At 69.9% G+C, this 17172-nt stretch carries 13 protein-coding genes; 12 read left to right on the top strand and 1 reads right to left on the bottom strand.

All coding sequences use genetic code 11. From position 1 onward, the window contains the following. Positions 1 to 241: 241 nt before the first annotated feature. From steA to D457_RS0121055, 10 genes are all read left to right on the top strand, one after another. Complete coding sequence (steA, locus tag D457_RS0121100) at positions 242 to 1414, top strand: putative cytokinetic ring protein SteA (protein ID WP_017582662.1); 1173 nt, start codon at positions 242 to 244, stop codon at positions 1412 to 1414. Further along, positions 1411 to 2550 carry a copper transporter gene (locus D457_RS0121095; RefSeq protein ID WP_017582661.1) on the top strand — a complete coding sequence of 380 codons (1140 nt, stop codon included), beginning with the start codon at positions 1411 to 1413 and terminating at the stop codon, positions 2548 to 2550. Before steA ends, D457_RS0121095 begins: the two co-directional genes overlap by 4 nt. Positions 2551 to 2573: 23 nt before the next feature. Then, on the top strand, positions 2574 to 3611 hold the full coding sequence (locus D457_RS33070; protein ID WP_152514310.1) for a hypothetical protein: 1038 nt from the start codon (positions 2574 to 2576) through the stop codon (positions 3609 to 3611). Next, entirely contained in the window at positions 3608 to 5230 is a 1623-nt protein-coding gene (gene murJ, locus D457_RS0121085; RefSeq protein WP_017582659.1) for a murein biosynthesis integral membrane protein MurJ, read from the top strand. The genes D457_RS33070 and murJ overlap by 4 nt, the downstream gene beginning before the upstream one ends. Further along, positions 5227 to 6309: a glycosyltransferase family 4 protein gene (locus D457_RS0121080; protein WP_026116869.1), complete on the top strand. Its 1083-nt coding sequence runs from the start codon at positions 5227 to 5229 to the stop codon at positions 6307 to 6309. The genes murJ and D457_RS0121080 overlap by 4 nt, the downstream gene beginning before the upstream one ends. 373 nt (positions 6310 to 6682) lie before the next feature. Beyond that, positions 6683 to 7711: a TerC family protein gene (locus D457_RS0121075; protein WP_017582657.1), complete on the top strand. Its 1029-nt coding sequence runs from the start codon at positions 6683 to 6685 to the stop codon at positions 7709 to 7711. A gap of 382 nt (positions 7712 to 8093) precedes the next feature. Then, complete coding sequence (gene uvrA / locus D457_RS0121070; protein WP_017582656.1) at positions 8094 to 10928, top strand: excinuclease ABC subunit UvrA; 2835 nt, start codon at positions 8094 to 8096, stop codon at positions 10926 to 10928. Between the two features lie 69 nt (positions 10929 to 10997). Then, a complete protein-coding gene (locus tag D457_RS0121065; protein ID WP_026116868.1) occupies positions 10998 to 11366 on the top strand; it encodes a VOC family protein in 369 nt (122 codons plus the stop codon). A gap of 107 nt (positions 11367 to 11473) precedes the next feature. Next, positions 11474 to 12211, top strand: coding sequence for a hypothetical protein (locus tag D457_RS37560; protein ID WP_051072981.1), 738 nt, complete (start codon positions 11474 to 11476; stop codon positions 12209 to 12211). Positions 12212 to 12320: 109 nt separating this feature from the next. After that, on the top strand, positions 12321 to 12707 hold the full coding sequence (locus D457_RS0121055; protein WP_017582654.1) for a Rieske (2Fe-2S) protein: 387 nt from the start codon (positions 12321 to 12323) through the stop codon (positions 12705 to 12707). Between the two features lie 96 nt (positions 12708 to 12803). Here the strand turns inward: D457_RS0121055 and D457_RS0121050 are convergent, their stop codons facing one another. Beyond that, positions 12804 to 13961 (bottom strand): mechanosensitive ion channel family protein, encoded by a 1158-nt coding sequence (locus D457_RS0121050; RefSeq protein WP_026116867.1) that lies wholly within the window; start codon positions 13959 to 13961, stop codon positions 12804 to 12806. A 178-nt stretch (positions 13962 to 14139) separates the two neighbouring features. Between D457_RS0121050 and uvrC the strand changes: the two genes are divergently transcribed. Both uvrC and rapZ read left to right on the top strand, forming a co-directional pair. Next, a complete protein-coding gene (uvrC, locus tag D457_RS0121045; RefSeq protein ID WP_017582652.1) occupies positions 14140 to 16203 on the top strand; it encodes an excinuclease ABC subunit UvrC in 2064 nt (687 codons plus the stop codon). Beyond that, positions 16200 to 17084 (top strand): RNase adapter RapZ, encoded by an 885-nt coding sequence (gene rapZ, locus D457_RS0121040; RefSeq protein ID WP_017582651.1) that lies wholly within the window; start codon positions 16200 to 16202, stop codon positions 17082 to 17084. The genes uvrC and rapZ overlap by 4 nt, the downstream gene beginning before the upstream one ends. Positions 17085 to 17172 lie beyond the last annotated feature (88 nt).

Below are 17172 nucleotides of genomic sequence, written 5' to 3'. Positions count from 1 at the left end.
AACAGGCCCCGGGTATCCATCGGGTGCGGCTCCTCGACCAGGGAAGGCCCGGAACTCGTCCTGGCCCTGGCTCTCAGCGGTGCCTGTACCGGTTCGGTACGGGCACTGTTGTTTTCCGGATGCTGCTGCAGAACTGGGTGTTTTGCCCCGAAAACGCCGATCGATCGAGTGTTGTAACTCAGGGTGATCAAGTTCTGACATTATGCCAGCGATGAAGGTATCGGATGCGTTCAGAGCCACAATGCGATTCCGCCGCACGCGGGCGGACGCCCCCACCGGGCTGGTCGCGCCCGTCCGTTCGGACCGCCGCACCAAGAATCTGACCAAGAGACTGCGCCCCGGCGACATCGCCGTGATCGACCACGTCGACCTGGACCGGGTCAGTGCCGAGGCACTGGTGGGCTGCGGGGTGTCGGCGGTGCTCAACGTCGCCCGCAGCATCAGCGGGCGCTACCCCAACCAGGGCCCCGAGATGATCGTGGCCGCGGGAATCCCCCTGGTGGACGACGTCGACCCCGAGGTCCTGACCCGGGTCCGCGAGGGCGAACGCCTGCGGCTGGTGGAGGACACCCTCTACCGGGGCGAGGAGGTCATCGCCCGCGGCATCCGCCAGGACAAGGAGACGGTGGCCGCCGCCATGGCAGAGGCCCGCGCCGGGCTCGCCACCCAGCTGGAGGCCTTTGCCGCCAACACCATGGCCTACCTCCAACGCGAACGCGACCTGCTGCTGGACGGCATTGGTATCCCGGTGATCGGCACCGTCATGGAGGGCCGCCACGTCCTGATCGTGGTGCGCGGCTACCACTACCGCGAGGACATCGCCGCGCTGCGCCCCTACATCCGCGAGTTCCGGCCGGTCATCATCGCCGTTGACGGGGGAGCCGACGCCGTCATGGAGGCCGGGTACCGGCCCGACATCATCGTCGGCGACTTCGACTCGGTCTCCGACCAGGCCCTGAGCAGCGGTGCCGAACTCGTGGTGCACGCCTACCGGGACGGCCGCGCCCCCGGTCTGCAACGCCTGAACGACCTGGGCCACGAAGCGGTGGTCTTCCCCGCCACCGGAACCAGCGAGGACGTGGCGATGATGCTCGCCGACGGTTCGGGTGCCAGTCTGATCGTCGCGGTGGGCACCCACGCCACCCTGGAGGAGTTCCTCGACAAGGGACGCTCGGGCATGGCCAGCACCTTCCTGACCCGGCTGAGGGTGGGGGGAAAGCTGGTGGACGCCAAGGGCGTGAGCCGCCTCTACCGCTCCCGCATCTCTCCGTGGGCACTGCTCGGCCTGGTGGCCGCGTGCCTGCTCACCATCCTGGTCGCCGCCTACAGCTCACCGGCCGGGCAGGTCTATCTCACCTTTCTCGCGGCGCGCTGGGACGCGTTCGTCTACTGGATGACGGGGCTGTTCACGTGATCGACTTCCGCTACCACCTCGTGTCCATCGTGGCGGTGTTCCTCGCACTCACCGTCGGCCTGGTCCTGGGCACCACGATGCTCCAGGACCCGCTCCTGAACACCATGAAGTCCGAGACCGCGGACCTGCGCGGGCAGAGCGAGGAGCTGCGCGCCGAACGCGACGACTCCGAACTGCTCAACGCCGGGGCCGACCAGCTCGCCGACGCCGTGGCCGGGGACATGCTGGAGGACCGGCTGCTCGACCGCAGCGTGGTCCTGGTGGCCTCGCCCGGCGCTGACGAGGAAGTGCTGCTCGCCCTGGGCGGACGCGTCGAGGAGGCGGGCGCAGAGGTGGTCGGTCAGCTGCTGCTGGAGGAGGCGTTCCTGGACGTGGGCAGCGCGACCTTCGTGGACGAGCTCGCGCTCCAGGTCTCGACCGAGCCCGGTGACCTGTCCGGCAACCCCTACGACAAGGCCGGAACCGAGTTGGGTCGTGCACTGGCCGCCAAGAACGGACAGACGGACAACGGGAACGAGGACGACGAGGACAAGGACGACGGGGACGGGGACACCGAGGCCAGCGGGGCAGCCGAGGACGAGGACGGGGAGAGCGACCCCCGCCACGACGCGAGCACGGTGCTGTCCGCCTTCGCCGAGGGCGGCCTCCTCACCATCGAGGATTCCCCGGCCCGTTCCGCCGACACCGTGATCGTGCTCGCCCCGGCCACCGCCGCCCCCGAGGACGACGGTGAGCGCGCCAACACCGCCCTGACCAGCTTCACCGCCGCCCTGCACGAGCAGGTTGGACCCACGGTCCTGGCCGGAGGCACCGAAACCGGACGCTCGGGCGGGCTCATCGCCCAGGCCCGCGCCCTGGAGCCCGCCTACGCCACCGTGGACGTGGCCGGCCGCCCGACCGGAGACCTGGTCGCGGTCCTGGCCCTGGCCGAGGCCCTGTCCGGTTCGGGGTCGGCCTACGGCATCGGTGAGGGGGTCACGGGGTTTCTTCCTACCCCGCTGCCCGGTCCGGCCGAGCCTGCGGACCCCGACGCGGACAGCGACTCCGAATCGGAGGCGGACGTGGAGGCCGACGCCGCGGCTGAGCCCGGCGTCGAGGACGAGGCCCGCCGCACCGTGCCCAGGAACGGGGAGTGACCCCGGTGACCGCCACATCCCTGATCACCCCTGTCACCCCGACCACCCAGGCCGCCCGAGGACTGGCCGGGGCCGCGCTGGGTGCCCTGGCCGCCCGCTCCGCCTACCGGCTGCTCAACCGGGACGGAGAGCGCTCTCCCACCTGGCAGCGCGTCAACTTCCGCGGCCGCACCGTCACCCTCCAGGAGGGGCCGGCGCTGGTCTCGGGGGTGTGCGCGGGCTGCGTGCTCGCCCCTGGACTGCCCCCGCGCGTGCGCGCGGCCACGGCCCTGGCCGCCGCCGGTTCGGCGGTCTTCGGCGCCTACGACGACCTCGCCGGAGATACGCGGGCCAAGGGACTGCGCGGACACCTGGGTGCGCTGGCCCACGGGCAGGTCACCACGGGCGCGGTCAAGATGGCGGGCATCGGGGTGACCGGTCTGGCCGCCGCCTCCCTGCTGCGCCGCGGACCGCTGCGCACCCGCATCGTCGACACCCTGGCCGACGGGGCCCTGATCGCGGCCAGCGCCAACCTGGTGAACCTGTTCGATCTGCGCCCGGGACGGGCGGTGAAGTTCGCACTCCTGGCCTCGGCCCCCGCGCTGGCCTCCCCGGCCGCGCCCGTGGTCGGCCCGGTCCTGGGCGCCTCGGCCGCCCTGCTCCCCGACGACCTCGCCGAGCGCTCGATGCTCGGTGACGCCGGGGCCAACGCGCTCGGTGCCGCCCTGGGTGCGGCCGCCGCGGCCCGGGCCCCGCGCCCGGTGCGCCTGGCCCTGCTGGGCGGGGTGGTCGGCCTGACCCTGCTCAGCGAGCGGGTCAGTTTCTCCAAGGTCATCGACCGGGTTCCCGCTCTGCGCCGCCTGGACCGCTGGGGACGCCTGGGCCCCGATCTTCCCGATGCCGCCGCCACCGGATCCGCTGCCAACGCCGAAGCCGAACCCGCCGACGCCGCCGCATCCGGTACTCGCACCGAAGCCGCCACCCCGGGCCCCGACGGGGTGCGCGAGCGGGGAGCGGCCGAGGCCGATCCCACGCGCGTTCCGCGGGTGCGGCGATCGGCCGCCTCCTCGGCACCGGGGTGACCCGCGGGGTCGCCACGGCGGCGGCGCTCATCGCGGTGGTCACGGTGGGCGCTCGGCTGGCCGGGTTCGGTCGGACGGTCGTCTTCTCCCAGACCGTGGGCGACACCTGCCTGGGCACCGCCTACGTCACCGCCAACCAGCTCCCCGCGGTGCTGTTCGAGATCGTCATCGGCGGCGCCCTGACCGCCATGGTTGTCCCGGTCCTGGCCGCCGCGGTCAAGCGCGGCGACCACGAGCAGGTCCGGCACACCGCCTCCGCCCTGGTCACCTGGGTCCTGCTGCTCTCGCTACCGCTGGCCACCCTGCTCGCGCTGGTCTCGGTTCCGGCCATGACCCTGATGCTGGGAGCGGGGACCGGCTGCGACCACGGGGCCCTGCTGGGCCTGTCCGCGCGCATGCTGGTGGTGTTCGCCCCCCAGATCGTCTTCTACGGGCTGGCCGCGGTGCTCTACGGGGTGCTCCAGTCGCACCGCCGTTTCCTGGCCCCGGCCCTGGCCCCGCTGATCTCCAGCCTCGTGGTCATTGCTGCCTACCTGGCATTCGTTCCGCTGGGCAGCGAGCACCGTCAGGACATCGACGCCCTGCCGATCTCCGCCGAGCTGGTGCTGTCCCTGGGCACCACCGCCGGGGTGGTGGCGCTCTTCCTCACCGTGCTGGGCCCCGCCCGGGGCCTGAGGCTCCGGTTGCGGCCGCGCCTGACCTTTCCCCCGGGTGTGGGGGAGCGGGTGCGGTCCCTGGCCGCGGCCTCCCTGCTGCCGTTGGTAGCCATGCAGGTGTGCCTGCTGCTCTCGGTGGCCCTGGCCAACTGGGGCGGGGGAGCGGGCGCGGCCGTGCTCTACAGCTACGCGTGGGCGCTGTTCACCCTGCCCTACGGGGTGATCGCCGTGCCCATCGCGACCAGTGCCTTCACCGCGCTGGCGGTCGCCGACGCCGAACGGGACCGGGCTGGGTTCGCCCGGCTGCTGTCGGGCAGCGCCCGGGCGTGTGTGGTGATCACCGCCGGGGTGGGTACGGCTCTGGCCGCGGCCGCCGGTCCGATCGCGGTGGTCTTCGCGCAGCTGGATCCTCCGCCGCTGGAGCGGGCCCTGTTGGCTTACGCCCCGGGTGTGGTGGGGTTCGGGTTGGTGGCCCTGCTCAGCCGGGCCCTGTACGCCTCACACCACGGGCGTAGCGCCGCCGCGGCACAGGTCGTGGGCTGGATCGTGGTGATGGCCTGTGCGGTGGGGCTGGTGTGGGCGCTGCCGCCGGGCTGGGCGATCGCGGGACTGGGCGCGGCGAGCACGGCGGGGCTCAGCCTGGCCGCGCTCCTGCTGTGCGCGGGTGTGCTGCGCGCCCACGGCGGTCAGGCCCTGGCCGGGCTGCCCCGATCCCTGATCGCGGCGCTGCTGGCGGGCGCCGCCGGTTGGCCGGCCGGGCGGGCGGTGGCCGCGGCCCTGGCCCGAGGGCTGGACACGGCCCGGGGCGAGGGGATCTGGTGGACGGTGCTGGACTCCGCGGTGGCGGGGGCGACGGCGCTGGTGGTCTTCGGTGCGGTCGCGGCTTTGGTGGACCGCTCCGCGCTGCGCACGGTCGCCGATCGTGCTCGGAACGTACGCGAACGCAGGAGGGAGACGCGGTGAACGGCAGGATTGCATTGGTCGTGGGAAGCGTCAGCGGCGGGGTGGGCCGCCATGTCCGCTCGCTGGGGGAGGGTTTGCTGCGGCGGGGGTATCGGGTGGCGGTGGTCGGGCCGCCCTCGGCCGAGCGGGAGTTCGGGTTCGCCGCTCTGGGGATGCGTTTCTCCCCGGTGCAGATCGGGCCCGCGCCCTCCCTGGGCGACCCCGGGGTGGTGCTGCGGTTGCGCGCCCTGCTGCGCGGGGCCGACGTGGTGCACGCGCACGGGCTGCGGGCCGGTGCCCTGTGCGCGTTGGCGGGGGCCCGGCCGCTGGTGGTCACCGCGCACAACGCCCCACCCGTGGTCGAGGGGGCGCTGGGCGCGGTCTACCCGGTGTTGGAGCGGATCGTGGCGCTCCGGGCCGAAGTGGCCCTGGGCGTGTCCGGTGACCTGGTGCGCCGACTGCGTGCGGCGGGGGCGCGGGACACCCGCATGGCGGTGGTGGCGGCTCCGGAGACGGGGCGGCCGCTCAAGGGGCGGGCGGAGACCCGGGCGGACCTGGCGGTGCTCCCCGAGCGGCCGCTGTTGTTGACGGTGGCCCGGCTCGCGGAGCAGAAGGGGCTGGACATGTTGTTGGCCGCGGCGCCGCGGATCGCCGACCGGGCGCCCGAGCCGGTGGTGGCGATCGCGGGGGACGGTCCGCTGTGGGGGGAGTTGCACGACACCGCCGCCGAGATGGATGTGGACGTGCGGATGCTGGGGCACCGGAGTGACGTGGCGGACCTGCTGGCCGCGGCGGACGTGTTCTGTCTCACCAGTCAGTGGGAGGGGCCCTCGTTGGTGATCATGGAGGCGCTGCGGGCGGGGCTGCCCGTGGTTGCCACCCGGGTGGGCGGTATCCCCGACCTGTACGCGGGGACGGTCCTGATGGTGCCGCCGGGCGATCCCGAGGCGTTCGCGGCGGCGGTCGGCCGGGTGCTGGACGATCCGGTTCTCGCCGCTGACCTGCGGGCACGCTCCGCGGAGGCGGCTCGGGAGCTGCCTTCGGAGGAGGACGCGGTGGAGGCCGCCTGCTCGGTCTACAAGGCGGTGGCCCGCTGGTGAACACCGTGGTGGACAAGTCCGGTACGGGACGGGGGTCCCGAAGCGGTGGGGCCAACGGAGGATGTCCGGCCGGTGCGGAAGGTGTGTCCTCGCGGAGGGGTGGTCATCCCCGTGTGGGTGACTTCCTCAGAGAGGTTTTTGATGGCATGCTGGGGGCCGGTGCGGATGGCGTAACCTGTTCTGGTGCGCTTTTCGCGCCTGCTTCACCACGTGAGGGGAGTATCCCTGTCGCGGCGGTGCCGTCATCACGGAGTACAACGGTGTGCTCCCGGTTCCGTCGGTTCACGCCTTCCGGGCGTGAGCGGGAGAGACCTCCGGTTAATCGCCGTGCGTGCACAACGCTCGCGCGCACCAACCGGAGGAGAATCCGTCCGTGAACGTTCCCCTGTGGGTCTGGGCCGCCACGATCGCAGCCATGATCCTGATCCTGGCTGTGGATCTCGTGATCGTCGACCGCCCGTGGAGTAAGACCAAGGGTCCCAAGGAGTTCGGGATCAAGCAGGCCTCCTGGTGGGCGGCCTTCTACATCGGCATCGCCATCGTGTTCGGCCTCGGAGTCATGTACTTCGGCAACCCGACCTCAGGCGCCGAGTACTTCGCCGGGTTCGTCACCGAGAAGAGCCTGAGCATCGACAACCTCTTCGTGTTCTACCTTCTGATGACTGCCTTCGCGGTTCCGAAGAAGTACCAGCACGAGGTCCTGCTCGTCGGCATCGTCATCGCGATCGTGATGCGCGGCATCTTCATCGTCCTGGGCGCCCAGGTCATCAACGCCTGGAGCGAGGTCTTCTACCTCTTCGGCGTCTTCCTCATCTACACCGGTTACAAGATCGTCCGTGACCACGTGAAGGGTGGCGAGGAGGAGAAGGACTTCACGCAGACGCCGGTCGTGCGCCTGGTGAAGCGCTTCTGGCCGGTCACGAAGGACTACCACGGCGCCAAGCTGACCGTGAAGCTCGACGGCCGCCGCCACGTGACCCCGATGCTGTTGGTCATCGTCGCGATCGGCGTCATCGACCTGGTCTTCGCCGTCGACTCCATCCCGGCGATCTTCGGTCTGACCCAGGATGCCTACATCGTCTTCACCGCCAACGCCTTCGCCCTGATGGGTCTGCGCCAGCTGTACTTCCTGCTGGCCGGTCTGATGGACCGCCTGGCCTACATCAGCTGGGGCCTGTCCGCGATCATGGTGTTCATCGGCGTCAAGATGATCCTGCACGCGCTGCACGAGAACGGCGTGCACGTGGTGGAGGTCGGCATCGGTACCTCGCTGACCGTCATCCTGGGCGTCATGACCATCACCGTTGTCGGCAGCCTGGTGAAGTCCGGCATCGACAAGCGTCGCGAGCCCGCCGAGGTCTCGGGTCGCGACGACGAGGACGTCACCGCCGACCGCTCCTGATCCCGTTCGTTCCCGGCCCTGCGTGAAGCCGTGTGAACCCGGTCCCGCGCGGGACCAGAGCCCGTTCGCGGGGCGTTCACCGGATCTGTGGAAAACGACCTCGTTCGAACTGCTGTTCGCCTATAGTGGTGGTGTCCTGGTGCCTGAGCACCACGGACACCACCACTTCTGCGTGGTGGAAGAAACCGTCACAGGCGATCGTTAGTCTTGTCGGACGGGGAGGGATCTCATCCTCCGCCCACTTCCTCAGCGGCCCGGTTCCGGGTCCGCAGCGGCCCCGAGGGGTCTGCGACCGCCGCAAAGCGAAGCCACACACGGGTCCACCGACGTCACCCGACGTGGTCCACGTCCTGTGCGTCAGAGCCGAAGGATGTCTCACTCGATGGTCGAACAACTCGTGGTCCGTGGAGCACGGGAGCACAACCTCAAGGACGTGTCCCTGGACCTGCCACGCGACTCCATGATCGTGTTCACCGGCCTGTCCGGTTCGGGCAAGTCCTCGCTTGCCTTCGACACGATCTTCGCCGAAGGGCAGCGCAGATACGTCGAGTCCCTCTCGGCGTACGCCCGCCAGTTCCTCGGCCAGATGGACAAGCCCGACGTCGACTTCATCGAGGGGCTGTCCCCCGCGGTGTCCATCGACCAGAAGTCGACCAGCCGCAACCCGCGGTCCACGGTGGGCACCATCACCGAGGTCTACGACTACCTGCGCCTGCTCTGGGCCCGCGTAGGCGTTCCGCACTGTCCGGAGTGCCGTCGCGAGATCACCCGGCAGACGCCGCAGCAGATCGTGGACCGGGTCATGGAGATGACCGAGGGCACCCGCTTCCAGGTGCTCGCGCCGGTCGTGCGCGGCCGCAAGGGCGAGTACGTCGAGCTCTTCAAGGACCTGCAGTCCAAGGGCTACACGCGCGCCGTCGTCGACGGCCAGGCGGTCCGGCTGGACGAGGCGCCCAAGCTCGGCCGCTACGACAAGCACGACATCGCCGTGGTCGTGGACCGGCTCAGCGTCAAGCCGGGCGCGGAAGGGCGGCTCACTGATTCGGTGGAGACCGCGCTGAAACTGGCCGGGGGCACCATCGTCCTGGACTTCGTGGACGTGGAGCCCGAGGACCCCGAGCGCGAGAAGGTCTTCTCCGAGCACCTGTACTGCCCCTACGACGACCTCTCCTTCGAGCAGCTCGAACCGCGCTCCTTCTCCTTCAACGCACCCTACGGCGCCTGCGCCGACTGCTCGGGGCTGGGCACCCGCATGGAGGTCGACGCCGACCTGCTGGTCCCCGACCCGGAGAAGAGTCTGGCCGAAGGTGCCATCGCCCCCTGGTCGGGCGGGCCCAACGGCGGCTACTGGGAACGCATCCTCAAGGCGCTGGGCGAGGCCGTGGGCTTCGACACCGACACGTCCTGGGAGCGGCTCCCGCGCCGCGCGCGCAAAGCCATTCTGGAGGGCCACGACACCCAGGTGCACGTCAGCTACCGCAACCGGTACGGGCGCAACCGCTCCTACTACACCGAGTTCGAGGGTGTGGTGCCCTGGGTCAAGCGCCGCCACTCCGAGGTGGAGAGCGACCACACCCGTGAGCGGCTCGAGGGCTACATGCGTTCGGTGCCTTGCCCCACCTGCGAGGGAACCCGTCTCAAGCCGGTGGTCCTGGCGGTGACGGTGGGCGGCAAGTCCATCGCCGAGGTTGCCTCCATGGCGCTCGGTGAGAGCGCGGCCTTCCTGGCCGATCTGCGACTCTCCGACCGTGACATGGTCATCGCCGCGCAGGTGCTCAAGGAGATCAACGCCCGGCTCGGCTTCCTGCTGGACGTGGGCCTGGACTACCTGAGCCTGGCCCGCTCCTCCGGTTCGCTCTCGGGCGGTGAGGCCCAGCGCATCCGCCTGGCCACCCAGATCGGCTCCGGTCTGGTGGGCGTGCTCTACGTCCTGGACGAGCCCTCCATCGGCCTGCACCAGCGCGACAACGCCCGCCTGCTGGATACCCTTCAGCGGCTCCGCGACATCGGCAACACGCTCATCGTGGTCGAACACGACGAGGACACCATCCGCGCCGCCGACTGGGTGGTGGACATCGGCCCTGGTGCCGGTGAGCACGGCGGCCACGTGGTGGTCTCGGGCATCGTCGACGAACTGCTCACCTCGACCGAGTCGATGACCGGCGACTACCTGTCCGGCAGGCGCATCATCGAGCTGCCCGCCTCGCGGCGCCCGCTCACCAAGGGGCACGAACTCGTGGTGCGGGGTGCACGGGAGAACAACCTGCACGGCATCGACGTCGCCTTCCCACTGGGCGTGTTCACTGCGGTCACCGGTGTGTCCGGTTCGGGCAAGTCCACCCTGGTCAACGAGATCCTGTACAAGGCCCTGGCCAAGGAGCTTAACGGGGCGCGCAACGTGCCCGGCCGTCACCTGCGGGTCAACGGTATGAACAAGGTCGACAAGGTGGTGCACGTCGACCAGAGCCCGATCGGCCGCACCCCGCGTTCCAACCCGGCCACCTACTCCGGGGTCTTCGACCACGTGCGCAAGCTGTTCGCGCAGACCACGGACGCCAAGACGCGCGGCTACCAGCCCGGCCGGTTCTCCTTCAACGTCAAGGGCGGCCGCTGCGAGGCCTGCTCCGGTGACGGCACGCTCAAGATCGAGATGCAGTTCCTGCCGGATGTGTACGTGCCCTGCGAGGTCTGCCACGGGGCCCGGTACAACCGGGAGACCCTGCAGGTGAAGTACAAGGGCAAGAACATCTCCGAGGTGCTGGACATGCCGATCTCGGAGGCCCTGGAGTTCTTCGAGCCGGTCAACGCGATCCGCCGCCACCTGCAGACGCTGGCCGACGTCGGGCTGGGCTACGTGCGTCTGGGCCAGCCCGCCACCACGCTCTCGGGCGGTGAGGCCCAGCGGGTCAAGCTGGCCGCCGAGCTCCAGCGCCGCTCCACCGGCCGGACCGTGTACGTGCTCGACGAGCCCACCACCGGTCTGCACTTCGAGGACATCCGCAAGCTGCTGGGCGTGCTCAACCGGCTGACCGGCACCGGGAACACGGTGATCGTCATCGAGCACAACCTCGACGTGATCAAGACCGCGGACCATGTCATCGACATGGGCCCCGAGGGCGGCTCCGGCGGCGGCACGCTCGTGGCCGAGGGCACCCCGGAGGAGGTCGCCGCGGTCGCGGAGTCCTACACCGGACAGTTCCTGGCCAAGATGCTCTGACCCGAACAGTTCCGAACAGCGGAGCCCGCGCCCTGTCCGCACGGCGCGGGCTCCGCCATGCTTGGACGCATGATCGGACGACTTCGCGCGGTGACCATCGACTGCCCGGACGCGAGTGCCCTGGCCGACTTCTACTCCGAGCTTCTCGGTCTGCCCGTCACCAGGCGCGTCGCCGACTGGGCGCGGATCGGCGACGGCAGCTCTGCGGGCATCGAATTTCAGCAGTTCAGTGACCACCGACCCCCGGCCTGGCCGGACCCGGAACGGCCCCAGCAGGTGCACTTCGATATCGAGGTGTCCGACATCGAGGCCGCCCAGGAGCGGGTGCTGGCCAGGGGTGCCCGGCTGCTGGCCGCCTGCGAGGACGACCCGGGCAACCTCTACCGGGTCTACGCCGACCCTGCTGGTCACCCCTTCTGTCTGGAGTTCTCGCGCTAACCACTCGTGGCCCGAACCCGCGCGGAACTTGCCGCTTCGCGTACTTTGTCGGTTGGATTTCCTTCACCCCGCGAAGAACCGAGTTCCCCCGAGTCAGAGAGGGCCACGTGCCTCTACACCGTGAATTCCACAAGACCCAGCCTCAGAAGCTTCCCGCGGGGAGTTGGCGCAGCCTGAGGTTCGACGTCGACGACCAGGGCCATGAGGGTAAGTTCTACGCCCTGGTCGGTCAGGGCGAACCCCAAGGGGCCCTGTACGACCTGTCCGTGGGCGTGGTCCTGGACGAGGTCGACCCCGGCTCGGAGGTGCAGCTGCGCGCCAGCGAGTACGTCAGGACCCAGGACGGGTGGGAGATCGCCCGCGACCGGCCGATCGACAGCCCGGTGCACGCGGGCGGCAAGGCCCACTTCACCTACTCCTGGAAGGACTATCTGGAGCCGGGCCGCCGGGTCCGCATCCGGCTGGCCCAGTACGGGCGCTCCCCGGCGGTGATCCTCAGGGCCGAGGCGACCGCCTTCTACTGGCCCGAGGGCGGGTTCGCATCGGAGGCGCAGCCGATGCAGGAACAGGAGGGTCAGTACGGTCAACCCGCCCCGTACGGTCAACCCGCCCCGTACGGTCAACCCGCCCCGTACGCGCAGCCCGGGCAACCCGGTCAGTACGGACAGCCCGCCCCGTACGGACAGTCCGGTTACTACGGTCAGTCCGGCCAGTACCCGACACAGGAGCCGGGTGCTGGGCAGCCGCCCGTCTCCTACCCGCCGTACGAGGTTTCCGGTGGGTACCAGCCCCCGGCCGACGGTGGCTACCAGCCGCCCCAGCAGGGCTACCCCGGGCAGGCTTGACCGGGGGCGGTGCGGGGCACCCCACCTGAGCTACTACAGTTCGTAGTGGAATTCAGGCGCAGGTGAGGAGCGTTCGGTCGTGGCTGGAAAGAGGACATGCGGGTGCGGTGTGAGCAGGCGCCGTCTGCTCGGTACGGCAGGGGCGGCGGCCGCCGTCACCGCTGTGAGCGCCTGCGGCGAGCCTCCCAGCCCGCAGGAGGTGCGGCGCGGTCACGTGGTCGGTCAGACCACGGATGTGCCGGAGGGCGGGGGGAAGGTGTTCAGCCACAGCAAGCTGGTGGTCACCCAGCCTGAGGAAGGCGAGTACAAGGCCTTCAGCGCGGCCTGCACCCACGGCGGCTGCACGGTGCAGGAGGTCGACGGCGAGGTGATCCGCTGCCTGTGCCACGGCAGTGAGTTCGACATGGTCTCGGGGGAGCCGTTGGCCGGACCGGCAAAGGAGCCCTTGGTGCCCTTCACTGTCACGATCGACGGGACCGACATCATCCTCGACTGATCACCCGGTCGATCACCAGGTACAGAACGACGGAGCCCCACCAAGCACTCTTGGTGGGGCTCCGTCATGGTCCGTTCTGAGGGGTGGGGGCGCGGTTCAGACCTCTTCGGCGTTGCCGGACTGCGCGGTCCCGTTGCTGCTGTCGTGGGCAGCGCCGGAGGCGGCGGTGGCCCGACGAAACGCCGAGGTCGGGAACTGCTCGGCATAGGAGAAGTCCTCCTCGGCGCCGCCGACGAACTCGGTGCGCTTGCGCGGCAGGGACTGCGGGTAGTTCTCGACCAGCCAGGTGACCAGGTGCTCACGGATCTCGCAGGCGATGTTCCACTGGTTGCCGGTGTCGGAGGCGCTGGCCACCACACGGACCACGACCTCACCGGACTCGGTGATGTCCACGACCTGGCAGGACCAGCTGCGCCCGTCCCAGAACTTGCTGGCGGTGATCAGCTTGCCGGCCTCTTCGCGCAGCTCGCCGACAGGCACCTCCCAGTCCAGGGGCAGCTGTACCTTCGCGGTGATGTTGGTGCCGGACTTGGTCCAGTTCTCGAAGCTGGTGGTGGTGAAGTTGGCGACCGGCACGACCAGGCGGCGCTCGTCCCAGATCTTGATGGTGACGTTGACCAGGCTGAGCTCCTCGACCCGTCCCCACTCGCCCTCGACCACGACGACGTCGCCGATGCGCAGGGCGTCGCTGAAGGCCAGCTGGAGTCCGGCGAACAGGTTGCTCAGGGTGGACTGGGCGGCCACACCGGCGACGATACCGATCACACCGGCCGAGGCCAGAAGACCGGCGCCGAGCGCGCGGACCCCGTCGAAGGTGAACAGGATCGCGGCGATCGCCAGGACGACGACGACGGAGGTGATGACCCGTCGCAGGAGCCGTACCTGGGTCTGGAGCCGACGGGCCCGGCGGTCGGCGTCACCGTTGCGCACCGACAGTCGCTCCAGGACCATGTCGGTGGCCGCGTACGCCAGGCTGAGGATCAGCGCGGTCAGTGTGCCGATCATGAGGATCGTCATCGCGTGGTCGATGGTCTGGAAGGTGCTCCAGGGCACGTCTCCCCGGTTGGGGAGGGCCAGGTTGGCACCAACGACCGCGGCCGCGGTGTAAGCGGTCACCGCTGAGCGCGAGACCACGTAGCGGGCCATCGGCCAGACCTTGCCCAACTTGTGGTTGAGCAGCCACTGGAACACGAAGACCAGGGTCATCGAGATCGCGACGGCGACACCGATCACGATCCATTGGGCTGGAGACACGACGAAGATCCTCCTTGTCGTTCATGTCGGAAGGTTCGGCTGTACCCGCCCAACCTAGAGCATCTAGATATCCAATCGTGACGTTTGGTTGAACGAATCGTGCCGAAGTGATCCGCTCCACGGAGCGCCTCGCGCGGGCGAGTGGCCGTCTGTCCCCGGGACAGACCAGAATGGGGGCATGGCTGCGACTCCTCACCTGCGCCCCGCCCCCGGCTCCATCCCGACCGCACCCGGCGTCTACCGCTTCCGGGACGCCGCTGACCGGGTCATCTACGTGGGCAAGGCCAAGAACCTGCGGTCGAGGCTGTCCTCCTACTTCCGTGACTTCGCTGGGCTGCACCCGCGCACCCAGCAGATGGTCTCCACCGCCGCCGATGTGGACTGGACCATCGTCGGCACCGAGGTCGAGGCCCTCCAGCTGGAGTACTCCTGGATCAAGCAGTACGACCCGCGCTTCAACGTCAAGTACCGCGATGACAAGAGCTACCCCTATCTCGCGGTCACCCTCAATGAGGAGTTCCCCCGAGTACAGGTGATGAGGGGGGCCAAACGCAAGGGGGTGCGTTACTTCGGCCCCTACTCCCACGCCTGGGCGATCCGGGAGACGGTCGACCTGCTGCTGCGGGTCTTCCCGGTGCGTACCTGCTCGGCTGGGGTCTTCCGGGGCGCGCGCAACAGCGGCCGCCCCTGTCTGCTCGGCTATATCGGCAAGTGTGTGGCCCCGTGCGTGGGCAAGGCGAGCCCGGAGGAACACCGCGCGCTGGCCGAGGACTTCTGCTCGTTCCTGGCCGGTGACACCGGGCGCTTCATGCGTGAGCTGGAAAAGCGGATGAAGGAGGCCGCCCGGGAGATGGAGTACGAGCGGGCCGCGCGCATCCGCGACGACATCGAGGCCCTACGCGCCGCCCTGGAGAAGCAGGCCGTGGTCCTGCCCGACTCCACCGACTGCGACGTCATCGCGATGGCCGAGGACCCGCTGGAGGCGGCGGTGCAGATCTTCCACGTCCGGGGCGGCCGCATCCGCGGCCAGCGCGGCTACGTGGTGGACAAGGTCACCGACGCCGGTGCGGGCGAACTCATGCGGACCTTCCTGCGCCAGCTCTACGGCGCCCTGGACGGCAGCGAGGAGACCGAGGGCACCGGAACCTCGGTGCCGCGCGAGGTCCTGGTCTCCCACGAACCCGACGACCCCGAGGCGGTGGCTGGCTGGCTGGCCGAGCACCGGGGTGGCGCGGTGGACCTTCGGGTGCCCCAGCGCGGCGACAAGAAGTCCCTCATGGAGACCGTGGACAAGAACGCCCGCGAGGCGCTGGCCCGGCACAAGACCCACCGGGCCGGGGACCTGAGCACCCGCGGCCGCGCCCTCAACGAGATCCAGGAGGCGCTGGAGTTGACCGAGGCGCCGCTGCGCATCGAGTGCTTCGACATCTCCAACCTCCAGGGCGAGCACGTGGTGGCCTCCATGGTGGTCTTCGAGGATGGCCTGGCCCGCAAGTCCGAGTACCGGCGCTTCTCGGTGCGCGGCAGCGGGGCCGGGGGCGCCGAGCAGCACGACGTCGCCGCCATGTACGAGGTGGTCAGGCGCAGGTTCCGCCGCTACCTGGAGGAGAGCTCCCGCTCGGGCGAGGTTGCGCGCATGGGTGAGCTCGGAGACCACAGTGGCGGAAGTGGTGAAACAGCGCACGGCGGCGGTGTGACCCAGGGCTCAGGGGAGGAGCCGGCTCCCGGAAAGTTCGCTTACCCGCCTAACCTGGTGGTGGTGGACGGCGCCCGGCCCCAGGCCGAGGCGGCACAGCGCGCGCTGGACGAGCTCGGGATCGAGGACGTGGCGGTCTGCGGTCTGGCCAAGCGTCTGGAGGAGGTGTGGTTGCCCGACGACGAGGACCCGGTGATCCTGCCGCGTAGCGGCGAGGGCCTCTACCTGCTCCAGCGGGTGCGCGACGAGGCGCACCGCTTCGCCATCCAGTACCACAGGCAAAAGCGCGCCAAGGCGCTCACCGGAAGCAGCCTGGACGAGCTCCCGGGCCTGGGCCCGGCGCGCAGGACCGCCCTCATCAAGGAGTTCGGCTCAGTGAAACGACTGGCCTCGGCGAGCGCCGAGGAGATCGCGGCGGTGCCCGGGATCGGCCCCAAACTGGCCGAGTCCGTGCACGCGCACCTGTCCGGCGGCCCCGGCCGGAAGGACGGGGAGGGCGACGGGGCGACGGTAAGGCAGAGTACAGACGGGGGAGGAGACACATGACGGTCGAACTAGGCGGGGAGCTACCGCCCGAGGTGGTCATCGTCACCGGGATGTCCGGTGCGGGCCGGAGTACGGCGGCCAGGGCCCTGGAGGACCTGGACTGGTTCGTGGTGGACAACCTGCCACCGGGCCTGCTGCCGACGATGATCGAACTGGCGGGCCGTACCCACGGTGCGGTCCCCAGGGTCGCTGTGGTGGTGGACGTGCGTTCGCTCGCCTTCACGGAAGACCTGCTGTCCACGGTTGAGGAGTTGCGCAAGCGCGACATCACCGCACGCGTGCTCTATCTGGAGGCCGGGGACGACGCCCTGGTCCGCAGGTTCGAGGGGGTACGCCGGCCGCACCCCCTCCAGGGTGACGGTCGGGTGACCGACGGCATCGCCCGCGAGCGCGAGACCCTGCGCGCCATCCGCGGCGAGGCCGACCTGGTCATCGACACCTCCCAGCTCAACGTGCACCAGCTCAAGGCTCGGGTGATCGGGTTCTTCGGGGAGAGCGACGAGGTGCGCCCGCGCGCCAACGTGGTCTCCTTCGGTTTCAAGCACGGCCTGCCCGTGGACGCCGACCTGGTCCTGGACTGCCGCTTCCTCCCCAACCCGCACTGGGTGCCCGACCTCAGACCGATGAACGGCCGCGACGAGCCGGTCCGTGACTACGTGCTCTCCCAGGACGGCGCCAAGGAGATGCTGGAGGCCTACTCGGAGGTGCTGAAGCTGACGATCGCCGGCTACCAGCGGGAGGGCAAGCACTACATGACCCTGGCGGTGGGCTGTACCGGCGGCAGGCACCGCAGCGTGGCCATGACCGAACAGTTCGCCGAGCGTTTGCGCGGGCAGGGCGTTGACGTGCACGTGGTCCACCGGGACGTGGGTCGCGAATGACCGACGGGTGACGCGCGCCCGCCCGCCGAGTGAACCGAATCGCCAAGAATGGCGTCTTCCCTTACATTGGCCCGGTCATTATTGGTGC

Source organism: Nocardiopsis valliformis DSM 45023, from assembly GCF_000340985.1.
In the GTDB taxonomy this organism is placed as follows: Bacteria; Actinomycetota; Actinomycetes; order Streptosporangiales; family Streptosporangiaceae; genus Nocardiopsis; species Nocardiopsis exhalans.
This window is presented reverse-complemented; position numbering and strand designations above follow the sequence as displayed.

What these genes read in the sequence shown, in the direction of transcription:
- steA (WP_017582662.1), top strand. Translation starts at nt 242, where the DNA reads ATGCGATTCCGCCGCACGCGGGCGGACGCCCCCACCGGGCTGGTCGCG.
- uvrA (WP_017582656.1), top strand. Translation starts at nt 8,094, where the DNA reads ATGGTCGAACAACTCGTGGTCCGTGGAGCACGGGAGCACAACCTCAAG.
- D457_RS0121065 (WP_026116868.1), top strand. Translation starts at nt 10,998, where the DNA reads ATGATCGGACGACTTCGCGCGGTGACCATCGACTGCCCGGACGCGAGT.
- uvrC (WP_017582652.1), top strand. Translation starts at nt 14,140, where the DNA reads ATGGCTGCGACTCCTCACCTGCGCCCCGCCCCCGGCTCCATCCCGACC.
- rapZ (WP_017582651.1), top strand. Translation starts at nt 16,200, where the DNA reads ATGACGGTCGAACTAGGCGGGGAGCTACCGCCCGAGGTGGTCATCGTC.